The following is a 16329-nucleotide window of genomic DNA, read 5'->3' on the forward strand; positions in this document are numbered from 1 at the left end:
GTTAATAAAATACACATCTCCAGAAATTAGGTATCACCTCAAGCTACATAAGGATTGTACATTCATTTTCGGAGATGTCTAATTATCTTAAATAAAGAATCTATGACATAATAACTCCTGACTCTAAATTAATGTCTCTCTACGATCGCCTGAATTTAACTAAACCCAATTGCAAGCTCAAAGTCCCAATTTGGGAACGCATAGACTTGACTAGGCTCCCTAAACTCCGTTGTCAGGGATGTAGTTCGCGCATTCACTCTCTGTGGGAGTTTTGCCCTTCCTGTGGAAGAATTCTCATAGAGAGAAATAGCGAGTTTCGCCGTTGCATCTGGGTAGACGTTTCGGGAATGGACATTGAAGAGGAAAATAGAGAATCAATCAACAGTATTCTCAGTGATGCCTTTTCTAAACTTTATGGTGCATTTAGAAGTGTTGAAGTATTTTTGACATCAGAACCGCCTGAAACCAAGGAGTGGGGAGACAACTTTACTCACGTTTATGTATTTGCTGATAACCAACCAGTTGACTATCTAGGAGTAGCTACTTTTAAATTAGGAATGGTTACAAATCGTGCGATTATCCGCATCGATCAAGTATTATATGCTTCTTACAATGCCAGCCTTCATGTTAATCAATTGTCTAATTTAATTGCCAATACCATAGCCCATGAAATTGGACATACATTAGGACTCGATCATTCTGCACTACCAACGGATGTAATGCATGATGGACTTGACCATATAATTCATAGTTCAATGCCTCCATCGTTTCATGCATCGCAAATAAACTCGATGAATCATGCCATTCGCAGAGAAGTGGGATAGTTATTTTTTGATTAATTTCTGGAGCGATCGCAAATCATAATTTAAAATTTTTCCAGTATTCAAAAGTTGATATCCGGCAAAAAATAAAGCAGATGATGCCACAACAACTAAAAGATTAACTGACGCGAATACATTCCCAGTAAAAGCTATGACTACAATTCCTAGCGCTATCAAAATCCATCCTAAGTTAGGGTTTATTCGCTGCTGGCAAAGGATGAAAATACCGGAAATACATAGTAATAAACCAGGAATACCAAAAAATATACCAACACGAATATTTGCAGTTAAAATGATGATCCCTGCAATCATCAAAGCCAAGCCTATATACTTGCTTGTCTTCTTCACTGGAGGTTGTCTATTGTTAACAGCAATTTGAGCCTGCATTTTTGTATAACTTGCAAGAGGAAGAAGATTTTGTTGATGTTGTATCTGATCTTGAAATATAAACGTGAATTTTTCTCCTTGACCAAGGTCTATTTTATCTCCTAAATTGATTTGGCAGGGTGTTCTAGCTTCTAATTTAATGTTGTTGACAAATATCCCATTAGAACTTCCTAAATCTTCAATAAAGTAATTATTTTTGTAGATTTTAATCTGTGCATGGATGCGAGACACTACATCTGCATCTGGCAAGTTGGAAACATCAATATCTGGCGGAATTTGGTCATTGGGTTTACCGATATGAAACACCGCAGTATTTGGTAGTAACTCAAAAGCAGTGTTGCTTTGGACATGAAAAAGTTCTAAACTCATTTTAAACGTAGAGTATTTTTAAATTGGAATTTGAATCCAGAATTCTGTGCCTTTTCCTGGTTCTGATAGACAATTCAAAATTCCACCATGTTTTTCTACTATAATTTGGTAGCTAATTGACAGTCCTAGACCTGTTCCCTTACCTACCTGTTTCGTGGTGAAAAATGGATCGAATAACCGCTTTTTAATATCTTCTACCATTCCTAATCCGTTGTCAGCAATTCGGATAACAACAAATTTACTCTCTAAAATTTCAGTATGAATTACAATTTGCGGTTTATGATTTGTTTTTATCTTGACCATTGACTCTTCTAAGGCATCGATCGCATTAGTTAAAATATTCATAAATACTTGATTCAGTTGCCCAGCATAACAATCAACTAGCGGCAAATCACCATATTCTTTAACTATAGATATATCTAAGCCAATTCCATTGTTTTTCCAGCGATGATGCAAAATTAATAACGTATTTTCAATTCCTTGATGAATGTCAACTAATTTTTTATCCGCTTCATCATGGCGAGAAAAATTTCGCAATCCCAAAACAATTTCACGGATACGATTAGTACCCATATTCATCGAGGATAGGAGTTGAGAAAGGTCACTAGTAAGGAATTCTAAATCAATTTTTTTAGTGAAATCTTCAATTTCTACTTCCGGTTGGGGATAGTGTTGCTGATAAAGGTGCAAGAGAGTTAACATTTCTTGAAAGTATTCGTTAGCATAGGTTAAGTTGCCATGAATAAAATTAACTGGATTGTTGATTTCATGAGCAACTCCAGCGACTAATTGTCCTAAACTAGACATTTTTTCATTTTGGATCAGTTGAGATTGAGTTTGTTGCAATTTATGCAAGGTTTCAGTGAGTTTTTCAGCTTGAGTTTGAGCTTCTAATGTAGCAGTGCGACTTTGGATATAAAGTTGTGCATGATCGATGGCGATCGCTAGTTGATCGCAAACAGCTTGTAACAGGTTAATTTCACTGTTAGTCCAAATGCGATCGCCACTACAATGACTGCACACAATTGCTCCAATTTCCCCAGAATTGCTTTTAACTGGTAGCATTAGTTGAGATGTGATCCCAAACTCAGTTAAAAGTTCTTGCATATCATAATCAAGTTGTGATTTACTATTAATATTTTCTATACAAATTAGCTCTTGAGAGAGAAGATTTTTAGTCAAAAAAGTGCTTTTTTGCAGTGGAATACTGCCTAACATACTTGCCAAGCTAGGGTTTCGTGCTTCATAGGTAATAGTTAGGCTTGCTTGGGATGGGTGTGGTAAATAAGAAAGAAAGTAGCAACGGTCAATTTGTAATAAGCTGCGAATTTCGTTCACAGCAGTTTCTAGGATCATATCTAGGTCAAGAGAACTGCGGATTTGACTAGCTAGACGCAGTAACAAGGCTTCCCGACGACTGAGGAGTTCTTCTCGCGCCCAGATTCGGTCAATAGCTACAGCAATATTATTAGCAATCCAATTTAATAGGTTATGAGTTGGTTCGGTAAATAATTGCTTGCTAAATAAAGCCATTATACCGATTATTTGCTGCTCGACTATTAGGGGATAAGCAGAAAATCGAGAAATTGAAAATGTAGACTCTATAAGCTTTCCTGAATGATTAATTGATAGTTCTTGGTTAAAAATAGCTTGATGATTTTGAATCATTAAGCCAATAATATTATTGACTAAAGCGATATGTTCTGGGAAATCTTGAGTATCGCTCAAAGTACTACAAGTAATATCTGTGCAATGAACGCCAGCTTGCAATTGTAGTTGGTTTGTCTGTCGTTCAAATGTCCAGATACAAACAAAGCCGATATCAAGGTATTGGGAAATAGTATTTGTACAATTTTGCAAAATTTCTGGAAGTGTGCCACTTTGAGATAAGGCTAAACTGACTTCTGCACTCAAAACTGACAAGCGCGATCGCTCCAATAAAGCTAATTCTGAAAGCTTACGCTGTGTAATATCTGTACGAATTGATACATATTGATAGGGCTTTTCATCTTGGTTCAACATTGGGGCGATCAAAGTATCTACCCAATAAAAAGTTCCATCCTTAGCTTTATTTTGAATTTCTCCTTTCCAGATTTTCCCTTGGGCAATAGTTTTCCATAAGTTTGCAAAAAATTCTTTTGTGTGGTAATCAGAATTGATAATCCGATGATCTTGTCCTAGAAGTTCTTCTGGAGAATATTTAGAAATTTCACAAAATAGGTCATTGACATAGGTTATTTTTCCAGTTCTATCAGTAATAGCTACCAATGAATGGGCATTTAAAGCAAATCTAAAAGCTTCTAATTCTTGGATAGATTTTTGTAGCGCTATCTCATTCTCTTTGTTAAGAGTTATGTCACGAGCTGCTGCATAAATCAACTTTTCTTCACTGAAACCAGTTGCATTCCACGATAGCCATTTGTAAGAACCATCCTGACAAAGATAGCGGTTTTCAAAGCTAACTGCATCTACAGATTGCGTAATTTTTTGGGCTGCTGCAATAGTTAATTCACGGTCTTCAGGGTGAATAAATTCGATAAATGGTTTAGCAACGAGTTCCTGAATTGACCAACCTAGCGTTTTTGTCCATACTGGATTTAAATACTTAAAATAACCATCAAAATTAGCAATGCACAATAAATCTATAGAAAGCGAGAAAAATCGAGAGTATTTTTCTTCAGATTGTTTGTACTCAGACTTAACTAGTTTCATCAGCTTTTTAGATATGAATCTTTTTGGAGAAAGGTTAAATAAGTTAGTACGTTTTTTACTGAAGTTGGACAACCATTTGGATAGGATATATCAACCTAGAGACTCACCTAATGTCAGTTCTGGTTAAGACTGTTTTCCTTACGAATGAAAACGTAGTTAACTTGATGTAGATCCAATAAGTATCTAATAGTTTTTACTGAGTAAGCTAGCTATTGACTTAGTTATCTACTAAATAAAGTTTTCCCTAAAAAGCTGTAAAGCGAACATTTAGATTTTAAATTTAAGATAAGAAGTGTTACGTAATTTTTTATCTTTCATCGTCCTGAAGTAGCTAAGGTATTAGGAGCGTAAGGCGTAATTCGTAGCTAAGAATTCAATTATGAATTACGAATTACAAATTATTTTAAGCAATACTCCCGCGCTTTCTGGCTTCTTTGTAAGAAGTTCCCACATTTTTCAAACCAGCTTTAATCATTTGTTGTTCGAGAAGGGCAAAGAAACGCGCCCGATCGCCACCTTTTACTACTGCTTGATTATGGGCTTCGGCGATCGCTACAGGGTAGCCATATCCTTTTTGCACTTGTGCTAACATCAGCCCCAGTGCTTGGTCTAACATGGTTGCATTCTCCGCTACCCATGCCGGAACTTCGATCCTAGCGATTTCGGTGCCAACGTGGACGTAGCAAAAGTAAATTGTTTGATCGCCGTAGAGTTCGAGAATGGGGGAATTGCTGCGCCATAAGGTACTGCGTTGTCCTGGTTTGAGTCGAGTTGCCCAAACAGAAGTATCTCGCAACTGTTCAAAAATTTTACAAGGTACTTTTTCTAGCTGATTTGGGCAATGACTTTTACAGTCTGGCGCTGGATGGGGACAAGCTAATAACCGTAAAAAGTTCATTGTTTCGATGCTGCGAGAGGCGCTAAGATAGCCCATTAAAGGAATTCGAGCATCACGCATCTGCTGCCAAGCTTCTAGGATGGGGGGTAAAATGCGATCGCGTGCATCCATCGGCAATTGTTCTAAAAACCAGTAAATTAGCGAACCATCTACCATTGCTAGTGCTGGCATTTCCGCTTGTGCTGCATCACACGCCAGTTCTGCTAACACCGTTGCTTCGGAAGCAGTGCGCCGAAAACTCATCCATTCCTCAGTTCTAATTCCCCACTGCCGAGACATATATAAATCTTCTGGGCGGTAAAATACTTCTGGTAAACTATCGAGTAGCGGATGGCGATTTTGTCCGTAGTGCAAGACGACTCTACCAATATTTAGCAGATAACAGTAAGCAATTTCGTGATGGTTGGGGGCAATTTGGGAACCATCGGTAGCAATGACAGTATGAATTTTTGGCGGAACTGGAATATCAATGCAAGTTTCTAGTGGTTCAATTGGGGTAGCATTAGCAAAGAGAATGCGATCGCGCCATTTTTCCTGGCGATCGATTAAATCTTGTTGACACTCGTAAGCATTTTTTAAATGTTGTTGTGCCAGTTCTAAACGCTGACGACTGGCAGCAGCTTCTAAGGTAAGATGCTGGCTTAAACCCTGCATTTGTCGCGCCAGTTTTGTTAGGTCAAGCATAAAATTAAATGCGAAGTGAGGAGTGAATACTTATGAGTTATTATTTCACCTAAATTTATAAAACACATAGTTTGATTTATATAAATACGTCCACAAATTAAATAGGCGTTATTCAGAATCCTTGTAGAGACGTAGCAGTGCTACATCTCTTTTTCGCTAAATATTTAATATATTAAAGCCAAGCTGAGAAATCTTTGGCAAACTGAGAAAGTGATAACAACTGAATTCGCGGATCGTTTTGAGCAGATTCCCTTTCTGCTTGGGTATTATAGCCCCAGTCCGCCAGGAAAAGTTTTACATCCTCAAGGTCTGCTTGCTGTTGGACTAACTGTAATGTCTTGAGTCTATCTTCTACAAACCAGAGACTAACTGGCTTGTCTTCTGCTGACTGAATTAAGTCTCGCAAAATTTCATATTTAGGACGTTTGACTTCTTTTCCAAAGATTGCTTCAGGTGGTAAATTCACCCCTTCTTGTTGCAACAACTGCTGTACAAAACGGGCTTCTTTAGTTGTCACAATGTATAGCTTAACTCCACTGTCAATAGTTAATTTGATTTTTTCTACTACAGCCGGATAAAATCTATGCAGACTCAGCCAACCACTTAAATCCGTGGTAATCCATTCATCTCGTTGGTTATCTAGTTTCGCACTAATTTCTCTTGCTTGTAGCTTGTCATTTAACAAAATTTGTGGAGCAATGCTTACCCATTCATGCAGAATCTTTTCATCAGAAATTCCATCTATCAAGGCTTTAATTAAAATGGGCATTTCCCAACCTGTTTCAATAACAGGTCTTAGTCGATAGAATCTTAAAGCTAAATCATCTGGCGGTGTGTCGTTAGCAGAAGACCAAATTTCACAGTAGGTACGCCATGCTACCTCAAAATACTCAATTAATCCGTCGCAAATCACTCCATCAAAGTCCAGAGCTAAAATTTTGGGACTACTTGTGGTCATTGGTTTGAGAATGAAACTGCTGTTGTCAGCTTACCCGACAAATTTAAATCATGCAGTAATTTTTGTTAGTCTTTTATAATTCATAAATTTGCTGAAAAAGTATTGTGGCATTGTGACATTTAATTGGTTATTAGTAGGTTAACGAGGATCTACAGCAGGTTTGTGATTAACTAAACGAATTTGGTTTTGCTTGACTACTACAGTGATTAGTGGTAGAGAACGTTTAGCTGGGCCACGAACAACTCGACCCTGAGAATCATATTGAGATCCATGACAAGGACAAATAAAGTGATTTTTCTCAAGATCCCACTCGACTGTACATCCTAAATGGGTGCAGATTGGACTGATAGCGTACTCAGCAATCTGTGGCCCGTCTTGAATAATCAGATAATCAACGCTACGATCTGGCAAGCCTTTTACCAGAATCGGAATTCCTGGCTTTGCGGTTGCTAATAGTGCATTAGCTTCAATTTGCTTGCCGTCTTCAGCCAGTGCCACCGATCCTGGAAGATAATTTTGACAGCGTGAATTCTTGGGATAAAGCGAGCAAAGGGTTTCTAGGTCTATCTCACGACTTTGGCTGACTTTGGGAAAAAGATATCCGATAGCTACTGATGCAACTGTAGTACCTAGCATATAGGTTAAGAAATCCCGGCGCGTTTTTATCCTCACTGGAATTTTGCCATTACTAGAAGAATCTTCCATGATGATTCGATTTACCAAGAAAGGTCTAGTAATATACTACGGCGCGATCGCATTAATATTAATGTACATTTGTGTTTACTGTGGGTTGATTTTCATAAAATTGGTTTTTTAAGAGTTGCGCCTAAACTGTAATTTTTAATTATTATTTATTTCTGGAGTATGAGGTTATTTATAACCCCCAGAGCTAGGCTATAACCTAAGATATGCTCCTCACCAAATATCTTCAAAATATATTCTCAAACTCTCTCCAGAGAAAGAACTCTTTATGCCTTGAATTTTTTAAGCTGTTGTTAGTCAAGCAACATATTTTAATAACTGAAAGTGCCATGAGTGATAAAAATCAAGAAAATCAAATTAATCAACCAGTAAGCGAAGATCGGGATTCTCGTGAAAACCCAGATGTGAACGAAAGAAACCTAACCGCAAATCCAGGAGATAGAATTTCTGATCGGCCCCAATCAGTTGAAGAGAAGGCTAAACAGGCAGCTGTTGATCATGTACCAGATATTACAGGCGACACAATCACAGTCCCGACTTATTTTGTTGTGGATGAACCCAACGGCGAAAAGAAGGCACTCCATCACGTTAAAGATGCTGAAGAAATCTCCGACGTAATTCGGCAGGCACGACTTGATGAAAATGGAAATCGAATTTGGTAGTAGTTGTTTATGGAAGACGCAGGGATACAGAGAAGTTATCAAATACTCTCTGCTTCTTTGCGTCTCGCGCTGACAGCAGATTGAAGATATTTTTCTCTGCATTGGAATACATTCTAAATTAAGAGTGTTCCAAAAAATAAATGCTCCAAAATCCGTCATTGCTTCGCTTCGCTCGCAATGACAATTGAGCCTTTTTTTAATTGGAGTACTCTAAATCAGAATCTTTAGTTGTATTAGCGTTGTATTAGCATTTATTTCGCTCAGAATTTTTGCAACTTCCTTTCCTATTTCTTCTGGTGAGAGCTCAGTTTTTTTGTCATGATCCCAGGCAATTAGTGCAACAACTTGTTGCACTAATTGCTCATCTGGATAAGCTTTGGCAAATGCCCGCATATACTTGAGGTTGCGAAGCGAAAAGCCTTTCATTTCTGGAAAAGCTTTCTGCAAGTCAGCCGCCAGACGATTGATAACTTTTGCGCCCCAACCCTGCTGCTGTTGACTATTCAGAATATCTCGCCCAATTTGCCAGTAGAGTAATACTAATTCTTTATTGACTGCTATTGCGGCACGCAACTGAGCGCTAGAAATTCGTATTTTTAGTTCAGTTAAAAAATTTTCATAACCAATAATATCAGATGTAGCCCTTTGTAAAGCTTTGGATTTATCGTCTCTAGGCATAAGAAAATATTAACTCTACTTATCCAGCATTACGCAAAATTTTGCTAAACAAATTTTTATATCAGTATTTTTGCTGCATCGACAAAAGAAGCCTCTAAGTTAAATTTGCCAGTATTTACACAAAAGCGAGTGCCAAAACTTCAAGATATTTTCATGTAAAACATTTTTTTGCACCCAAAGATTAAAAGTTCTAAGAAGTCATTACTTGTACCTTTGACATCAGAGTGTATAGCCTGAATAATGTTCTTACGTAAAAAGCCATACTTATATAAGACTCACATTTGATTTTTGCTAAATAGACTTAGAGCAAAACCCAATCGATCGGGCTTGCTCTTAGTTAGCTTGGCTTTTAAAAATCAAATTTGATTGTTATATAAACTGGTATTAATAAGGTTGCATTATGCATTTATCGAATTCAAGAACAAACTTAAAAACTCGTCAAAAAAACAAGAAAATAGGTACATTTATTTTGACTCATAGCAACATTGTACTGCTTACTGGATATTTAATCACTCTACCAATTTGTACATTGATAATTTTATCCTTATTATTACCCTTATTCAGTGCTAGCTTATTTGCTTCCATTGGAAACTCGTACCACTCTACATCGATTCCTTGGATAGATAATGCATCTGAATGCGAACATACTGGCAGAAATTGGAGCGATCGCAAGTGTTGGGATAATGAACACAATCCCATGTTTTGAATAGAGATTGCAAAATTGTCATCATTAATATGCGTTTATCGCATTAACACGGATTTACTATAGCTTCACAGATGCCATTCTAAATGAGGGAATAAAGATGGATACCCCTGGCGTTGACCAGGGGCTTTTTATTTAGCAGCTACGCCTTAAACGTCAACACCGGACTCAATCGTGCCACAACGTCCACCATTTCTGCTTCAACCTGTACATCAATCACAGACTGAATCGGTTTGTAGGCGATGGGTGCTTCTTCAATTCGGCGTTCTTGGCGCAGGGTGATGCAGTCTACCCCAATTAATCCCAGTTCTGCCTCACTTTGAGATGCACCTCTGCGGTTGAGGTCAAAGCGAGAATAAATTCTTCCCGCCCCATGTGAGGCAGAATTACAAAATGCTGGATTACCTCTACCCACCATCAGATAAGAATAAACTCCCATTGAACCAGGGATAATTACTGGTTGCCCTGCATGGGCGGGACACGCGCCCTTGCGTGTTACCCATCCCTGACCTTCTGGCAAGGTGATGTTATGCGGCAAGTCATAAACTAGAGGTGCTTCCACATCTTTGTATACTTCCCGCAAACGCAGACGTAGCAGTTCCGCTAACAGTAGGCGATTGACAAACCCATAGTTAGCAGCAGTGGCCTCAGCTTGCAGGTAACTGGCGACTAGTTCGGGGTGAGAATAAGTAGAGAGAGGAAAAATCTGAGAATCAGGGTACTTCAAACCTTTTTGCCAAGTCGCCTTAGCTTTATCTCGCCACATTCCCCCAATATACTTACCCACGTTTCGAGAACCAGAGTGAATCATAAAGGCTAACTGTCCCTCGCGCACTCCCCAAGCGTGGGCAAGTGTGCGATTTTCAACTTTATCAACCCGTTGCACTTCGACAAAATGATTGCCACCGCCAATGGTTGCCAGTCCGCCATCGTGTACTAGTCCAGCACCGGGAACTAATTCTTCAGGTGCAAGTTTCCAGTCACCATCCATTGAACCACTTAAGAAGATGCGTTCGCTCTCTTGGACAAGTTGTTGTAAATCAGACTTGACTACACTCCCAGTAGCCCGATCTAGCATGACATTCAGCCAACCGGGAACTCCGTACTGAAATAGAGCTTGCATTGCCTGAGCAGTCATGGTTACATCACGCGTACCGAAGAAGTAATCCCCCTTCATGCGTTCTACGAACTGGTCGCGCTTTGCCAGAAATTCCTCGATTGTCAAATCTGCAACATGGAGGCGCATCCCACAATTGATGTCAGAACCGACAGCGCCAGGGATAACTTGACCCACTGTTTCCACGACTGAACCAATGGCAACACCCGCATCACCTGGGTGAAAGTCAGGCGTAGCACAGGCACGACAAACGCATCCACCTGACGGGTGACGGACGCTTGCTAAATTTGCTAACTGCTTCAATGCCTTAGCTTCTACGGGGAAGTCTTCTGGCAGCAACACTTCTGCTACAGGGGCATCAGGAGAATTAACTAAACGAACTGAATAAGTGCGATTGTTATAAGTTACATCTAAACCTTGGCGCTCTAAAGCACGCAGGAGACGTTTGAGATTTTTTGGCTGCATGAAAACTCCAAATAAGGTCTTAAAGAAGACCCTTTGTTGTGAAGAGAGGAGGAGACTTGGTTCAGCAGCCGCGTCTCAATTAGTGCAGAAGGTCATTTTTCCAGAACTGTGGGGAAAACAACAGGTTAATTCTGACTAATGTGGTTATATAGCCTTAATAACACACAGTTTCATCAGATGACAAGTGTTTTGTAGTACGTTGTATTTTTGGTGGGCAATGGTTACTCGATAGAACCAAAGTTGTAAAGAAATTTAAAGTTTAGCGAAAAACTTTTAAAAATCTCTAGACTCTCCAGCCGGCTAGAGAGTCTAGGATGAATTTAAGACGACTCTCTTTCCAGTTATTTCTGATGTGTGAGGGATACGTCTCAGTCATCCAGCTCGATCTGGCTAAGTTGTTCATTTTATCCCGTAAATCTATGACTCTCCAACTCACAGTTCCCAACATGGCTTGCTCTGTTTGTGCAAACACCATCACCAAAGCCCTTCAAGCAGTCGATGCCAATGCTAGCGTTCAGGCCGATCCAACAACCAAGCTTGTCAGTGTAGAAACTCAAGCATCAGAAACAGCAATTAAGGAAGCGTTGGCTGCTGCTGGCTATCCAGTTGCTTAATCTTTAAGATCCTCCCACATCAATCACAGGGGTTCATCTAGTTATGGATACTCTCACGCTCAAACTTCGAGGCATGAGTTGCGCCGCTTGCGCCAGCAACATCGAAAAGGCAATTCGCTCTGTTTCTGGGGTAATTGACTGCAACGTTAATTTTGGAGCAGAGCAAGCTACCATCAAGTACGATCGCTCTCTAGCCAATTTAGAGAAAATCCAAAGTGCGATCGCATCTGCGGGATACTCTTCTGACTCACTCCAGGAAGAATTGCTCTCCGAAGATGATGCCGAGAAAGCAAGTAGGCAAGCATTACAACGCCAACTCTCCCTCAAGGTAGCGGTGGGAGGTGTAATCAGCATTGTCCTATTTTTGGGGTCGTTGCCCATGATGACTGGGCTACATTTACCCTTGATTCCAAGTTTCCTGCAAAATTCTTGGGTGCAGTTAGTGCTGACAACACCTGTCGTGTTCTGGTGTGGTGGATCTTTTTACCGGAATGCTTGGAAATCCCTCAAGCGCCATACGGCGACGATGGACACGCTGATTGCTTTGGGTACAAGTGCAGCATATCTATATTCTTTGTTTGTCACCATTTCCCCGAACTTTTTTATTGCTCAGGGCTTGATACCTCATATTTATTATGAAGTTGCCGCCATTGTCATTACCTTAATTTTGCTGGGGCGGTTGCTGGAAAATCGCGCTAGGGGACAAACTTCTGAAGCCATCCGCAAACTCATTGGACTGCAAGCTAGAGATGCCAGAGTTATCCGTGATGGTAGGGAAATTGATGTTCCCATCGCCGAAGTCAGAATCAACGATGTGATTTTAGTACGTCCTGGTGAAAAGATTCCAGTAGATGGCGAAGTGATTGCAGGCGCTTCGACAATAGATGAAGCGATGGTGACGGGTGAAAGTTTGCCAGTCAAAAAGCAGCCAGGAGATGAGGTGATTGGGGCGACGATTAACGGTGCGGGTGCATTTCAGTTTCGGGTGACACGAATCGGAAATGATACATTTTTGGCTCAAATCGTTAAACTAGTGCAACAAGCGCAAGGTTCTAAAGCGCCAATTCAGCGCTTGGCAGATCGGGTAACAGGATGGTTTGTACCAGCTGTGATTGCGATCGCGATCGCCACTTTCATCATTTGGTTTAATTTCACGGGCAACCTCACCCTCGCAACAATGACAACGGTAGGTGTACTAATTATCGCTTGTCCTTGTGCTTTGGGTTTAGCTACTCCCACTTCTGTAATGGTAGGGACGGGCAAAGGTGCAGAAAATGGCATTTTGATTAAAGGTGCTGACAGTTTAGAACTAGCACACAAAATTCAAACCATCGTTCTAGATAAAACCGGCACTTTGACTCAAGGGAAACCGACAGTTACAGACTTTGTAACTGTCAACGGCACAGCTAATGGTAATGAAATCAAGCTTTTACAGTTAGCAGCAACGGTAGAACGAAATTCTGAACATCCTTTAGCTGAAGCGGTGGTGAAATACGCCCAGTCTCAAGAAGTGAGTTTAATAAATGCAAAAAACTTCGTAGCTAATGCAGGTAGTGGCGTGCAAGCAGTTGTTGCAAATCAGCTTGTGCAAATTGGTACACAACGCTGGTTAACAGAACTTGGAATTAACACCATCACTCTCCAGCAATATAAAGATGCCTGGGAAGCCGCTGGTAAAACAGTTATTTTGATTGCTGTAGATGGCGAACTACAAGGAATAATGGGTATTGCTGATGCCCTAAAACCTTCGTCAGTAGCAGTGGTGAAAGCTTTACAGAAGTTAGGTTTAGAAGTAGTAATGCTCACCGGAGATAATCGTAAAACTGCTGATGCGATCGCAAGACAAGTTGGCATCGAGCGAATCTTTGCCGAAGTGCGTCCAGATCAGAAGGCGGCGATTATCCAATCATTGCAAGGGGAGATAGAGAAATTTCCCAAATCAAAAATCAAAAATCTAAAATCTAAAATTGTCGCAATGGTAGGTGATGGGATAAATGATGCGCCAGCGCTAGCACAGGCTGATGTGGGAATTGCTATTGGTACAGGAACAGATGTAGCGATCGCAGCTAGCGATATCACCCTAATTTCTGGAGATTTGCAAGGAATTGTCACAGCAATTCAACTTAGTCGCGCCACCATCAACAATATTAGGCAAAATCTCTTCTTTGCCTTTATTTACAACGTCATTGGTATTCCCATTGCGGCGGGAATTTTGTTCCCCATCTTTGGTTGGTTACTCAATCCAATTATCGCTGGGGCGGCGATGGCTCTTTCTTCGCTCTCTGTTGTTAGCAATGCCCTGAGATTGCGTAACTTTCAACCAAAAACTATCTCATAATTTCAGGATAAATTAGGAAATGTTCAGTCAAAAAACGCTTTGGGGAAGCCTGATAGCTTTAGTGGTGCTCGCTGGAACATCAGGTATAACATTAGCAGAAATGCCAGCCCATTCATCAGAGCAAAGCAGTCAATTTCAACGCATTGAGCAACCTTTGGGCTTGAAAGTCGGTGTTGCGATCGCAGGTTTAGCCTTAATTGGACTAGAGTTGTGGTGGTTTCTTCTTTATAAAAGTCCTGATTCCTGATTGGTGTCAGTCCTGAGAGGTGTTTTGAATAATCGGACAAATTGTCTCCTCATGATGGTAGCTGATATTCTTCCAGCCTGAAAGTAATCCCTTGATTTCAGAGCGTAAAGTTAACAGCTGATCGATTTGGCGATCGATCTGCAAGACTTTATCTTCAAGTTTTTCTTTGATTTCACCACAAGGAGTTTGCCCTTGGTCATAAACCTGAAGAATATTACCAATCTCTTCTAGGCTAAGACCAAGATTTTGTGCCCTTTTAATGAATGCTAGACGAGTTAGCACATCCAATGAAAACTGGCGAAAGCCTCCCTCTGTTCGTCTTAATGAATTGATTAAACCTAAACTCTCGTAATAACGAATTGTCCTGATGGGTATTCCAGTTAAATCTGTTACCTGACCAATTAAAAGCAGTTTTTTATCTTGAGTTAGCATGGTAGATTTTCCCAAGTCTTGTAATTATTATTACATATTTTGCTAAATTCAAGTGGTTTGAGAGTTTAGGCAAATCTTAGCATCAGTATTGGAACTTTTTATCTAATTAGAGATTTTACTAAGTTGCAAATTTTCAATTATCTATTATAAATAGATATTTGGAATTTAGCTGATATTAAATTGGCATAAATTTGACATTTTTAATAATATTTATTCAAGATTTAACCTGATGATTTTTATCTATTTATTGGGTAGCTGTTTCTCATGGTACTGAAAGTAACTGTTTTTTTGAAGTTCCCATGTTACTTCTAGATCAACTGCTTCACTTCAAGTGAAACCATAAAATGAATCTCAACTCGCAGACTTCTAGCTCAATCCGTAAACCTAAAATTTTCAATAATCCAGAGCGTTTTATTGAGGGATGGTATTGGGTAATACCTTCTCAAAATCTGCGGGTGGGTGAAGTAAAACCTGTCACGATTTTGGGTAGAGAATTAGTAATTTACCGTGGTAAAGACAAAAGAGTAGTTACTTTAGATGCCTACTGTCCACACATGGGCGCTCACCTTGCTGAAGGCAAAGTTGAGGGTAATGCACTACGTTGTTTTTTCCACCACTGGAAGTTTGATGCTGAGGGGATGTGTATTGATATCCCATGTTTAGATGTACCACCTTCCCTAAAATTACAAACTTGGCCCACTGCTGAAAAATATGGGATGATTTGGGTTTGGACTGGAGAAATACCACAGCAACCTCTACCTTTTGTTCCAGAGTTAGAGCAAAAAGAGTGTGATGTCGCTATCCATTCCCACTTCTTGCTGAACTGTCACCCCAATGTGGTGATGATTAATGCAATTGATGCTCAACACCTCAATACAGTTCACAAATTGCCACTAGAAATTATTTTTGAAAGAGACGAACTAAACGAGAATGCGATTATCTTCAGTAATACTACACCTATCAAAGATAATTTCTTCTTGATTAAGCTCATCCGTCTTTTCTACAAAAATGTCATAACTTACAGTATTTGCTATTGGTACGGTAGCATTGGCATTGTGACAATTGGTCCTGATTTCTTTCATATCCACATGATGGTTGCAGTTCGCCTCCATGAAGGGGGAAAAACTGAAGGTCAAGTTCTGTTGATGACTAAAAAACGTAAAGGAATTTTTGGTTGGTTATGCAATCGAGTTGTACTATGGCTGACTAAGATTACAGCTAAGTACTTTCTCATGGGTGACATCAAGATTCTTCAAACAATTCAGTTTGATTTGAAAACTCCAATCAAAGCAGATCACTCAATTATGCAGTTTATTAACCATGTTGAAAAACAGCAATCCCTAATGTGGGGGACTTGGCAAGAAATGCGATCGCGCGATGTGGAGAGCAAGCCCAGGCGTGAGAGATGGGAAGATACAATGAGTAATGACTAACATTATGTCTATATGACCAAAATTCCGTCAGACTGCTTGGCCAATTAAACGCACACGATATCATAACTATTGTCAACAATCTTTGCAAGAAATGAATCGTTTGTAGAGG

General features: G+C 39.8%; 15 protein-coding genes. 6 read left to right on the plus strand and 9 right to left on the minus strand.

The genetic code is table 11. From position 1 onward, the window contains the following. The first annotated feature begins 131 nt into the window (after window positions 1-131). Complete coding sequence (locus tag V7K44_RS04195) at window positions 132-824, plus strand: zinc-dependent metalloprotease family protein (RefSeq protein WP_334928928.1); 693 nt, start codon at window positions 132-134, stop codon at window positions 822-824. Here V7K44_RS04195 and V7K44_RS04200 read toward each other — a convergent pair whose 3' ends face one another. The 5 genes from V7K44_RS04200 to V7K44_RS04220 form a co-directional block, all read right to left on the minus strand. Then, on the minus strand, window positions 825-1577 hold the full coding sequence (locus V7K44_RS04200) for an FHA domain-containing protein (RefSeq protein ID WP_334928930.1): 753 nt from the start codon (window positions 1575-1577) through the stop codon (window positions 825-827). Between the two features lie 18 nt (window positions 1578-1595). Beyond that, window positions 1596-4289 (minus strand): PAS domain S-box protein, encoded by a 2694-nt coding sequence (locus V7K44_RS04205; RefSeq protein WP_334928932.1) that lies wholly within the window; start codon window positions 4287-4289, stop codon window positions 1596-1598. Window positions 4290-4692: 403 nt separating this feature from the next. Beyond that, on the minus strand, window positions 4693-5871 hold the full coding sequence (locus tag V7K44_RS04210) for a DNA double-strand break repair nuclease NurA (RefSeq protein WP_334928934.1): 1179 nt from the start codon (window positions 5869-5871) through the stop codon (window positions 4693-4695). Between the two features lie 172 nt (window positions 5872-6043). Then, window positions 6044-6829 (minus strand): HAD family hydrolase, encoded by a 786-nt coding sequence (locus tag V7K44_RS04215; RefSeq protein WP_334928936.1) that lies wholly within the window; start codon window positions 6827-6829, stop codon window positions 6044-6046. Between the two features lie 138 nt (window positions 6830-6967). Beyond that, window positions 6968-7534, minus strand: a complete 567-nt coding sequence (locus V7K44_RS04220) for a Rieske 2Fe-2S domain-containing protein (protein ID WP_334928938.1) — start codon at window positions 7532-7534, stop codon at window positions 6968-6970. A 326-nt stretch (window positions 7535-7860) separates the two neighbouring features. Here V7K44_RS04220 and V7K44_RS04225 point away from each other — a divergent pair, with 326 nt between their 5' ends. Next, window positions 7861-8193 (plus strand): hypothetical protein, encoded by a 333-nt coding sequence (locus tag V7K44_RS04225; protein WP_334929093.1) that lies wholly within the window; start codon window positions 7861-7863, stop codon window positions 8191-8193. Between the two features lie 210 nt (window positions 8194-8403). Here the strand turns inward: V7K44_RS04225 and V7K44_RS04230 are convergent, their stop codons facing one another. From V7K44_RS04230 to V7K44_RS04240, 3 genes are all read right to left on the minus strand, one after another. Further along, entirely contained in the window at window positions 8404-8871 is a 468-nt protein-coding gene (locus V7K44_RS04230; RefSeq protein ID WP_334928941.1) for a DUF1016 N-terminal domain-containing protein, read from the minus strand. A 474-nt stretch (window positions 8872-9345) separates the two neighbouring features. Continuing rightward, the gene (locus tag V7K44_RS04235) at window positions 9346-9570 is read right to left on the minus strand and encodes a hypothetical protein (RefSeq protein WP_334842210.1); all 225 of its coding nucleotides are present in this window, start codon (window positions 9568-9570) and stop codon (window positions 9346-9348) included. A gap of 146 nt (window positions 9571-9716) precedes the next feature. Next, window positions 9717-11156: an RtcB family protein gene (locus V7K44_RS04240; RefSeq protein ID WP_334928943.1), complete on the minus strand. Its 1440-nt coding sequence runs from the start codon at window positions 11154-11156 to the stop codon at window positions 9717-9719. A gap of 419 nt (window positions 11157-11575) precedes the next feature. Here V7K44_RS04240 and V7K44_RS04245 point away from each other — a divergent pair, with 419 nt between their 5' ends. The 3 genes from V7K44_RS04245 to V7K44_RS04255 are packed head-to-tail and all read left to right on the plus strand — an operon-like array spanning window position 11576 to window position 14355. Then, the gene (locus V7K44_RS04245; RefSeq protein WP_190912624.1) at window positions 11576-11770 is read left to right on the plus strand and encodes a heavy-metal-associated domain-containing protein; all 195 of its coding nucleotides are present in this window, start codon (window positions 11576-11578) and stop codon (window positions 11768-11770) included. Between the two features lie 43 nt (window positions 11771-11813). After that, a complete protein-coding gene (locus tag V7K44_RS04250; protein WP_334928946.1) occupies window positions 11814-14108 on the plus strand; it encodes a heavy metal translocating P-type ATPase in 2295 nt (764 codons plus the stop codon). 19 nt (window positions 14109-14127) lie between these two features. Then, entirely contained in the window at window positions 14128-14355 is a 228-nt protein-coding gene (locus V7K44_RS04255) for a hypothetical protein (protein ID WP_334928948.1), read from the plus strand. Window positions 14356-14361: 6 nt separating this feature from the next. On the opposite strand, the gene V7K44_RS04260 is transcribed toward V7K44_RS04255, so the two are convergent. After that, complete coding sequence (locus V7K44_RS04260; protein ID WP_334928951.1) at window positions 14362-14787, minus strand: heavy metal-responsive transcriptional regulator; 426 nt, start codon at window positions 14785-14787, stop codon at window positions 14362-14364. 344 nt (window positions 14788-15131) lie between these two features. On the opposite strand from V7K44_RS04260, the gene V7K44_RS04265 reads away from it, so the two are divergent. Beyond that, entirely contained in the window at window positions 15132-16220 is a 1089-nt protein-coding gene (locus V7K44_RS04265) for an aromatic ring-hydroxylating dioxygenase subunit alpha (protein ID WP_334928953.1), read from the plus strand. Window positions 16221-16329 lie beyond the last annotated feature (109 nt).

This window comes from Nostoc sp., assembly GCF_036917235.1.
In the GTDB taxonomy this organism is placed as follows: Bacteria; Cyanobacteriota; Cyanobacteriia; order Cyanobacteriales; family Nostocaceae; genus Nostoc.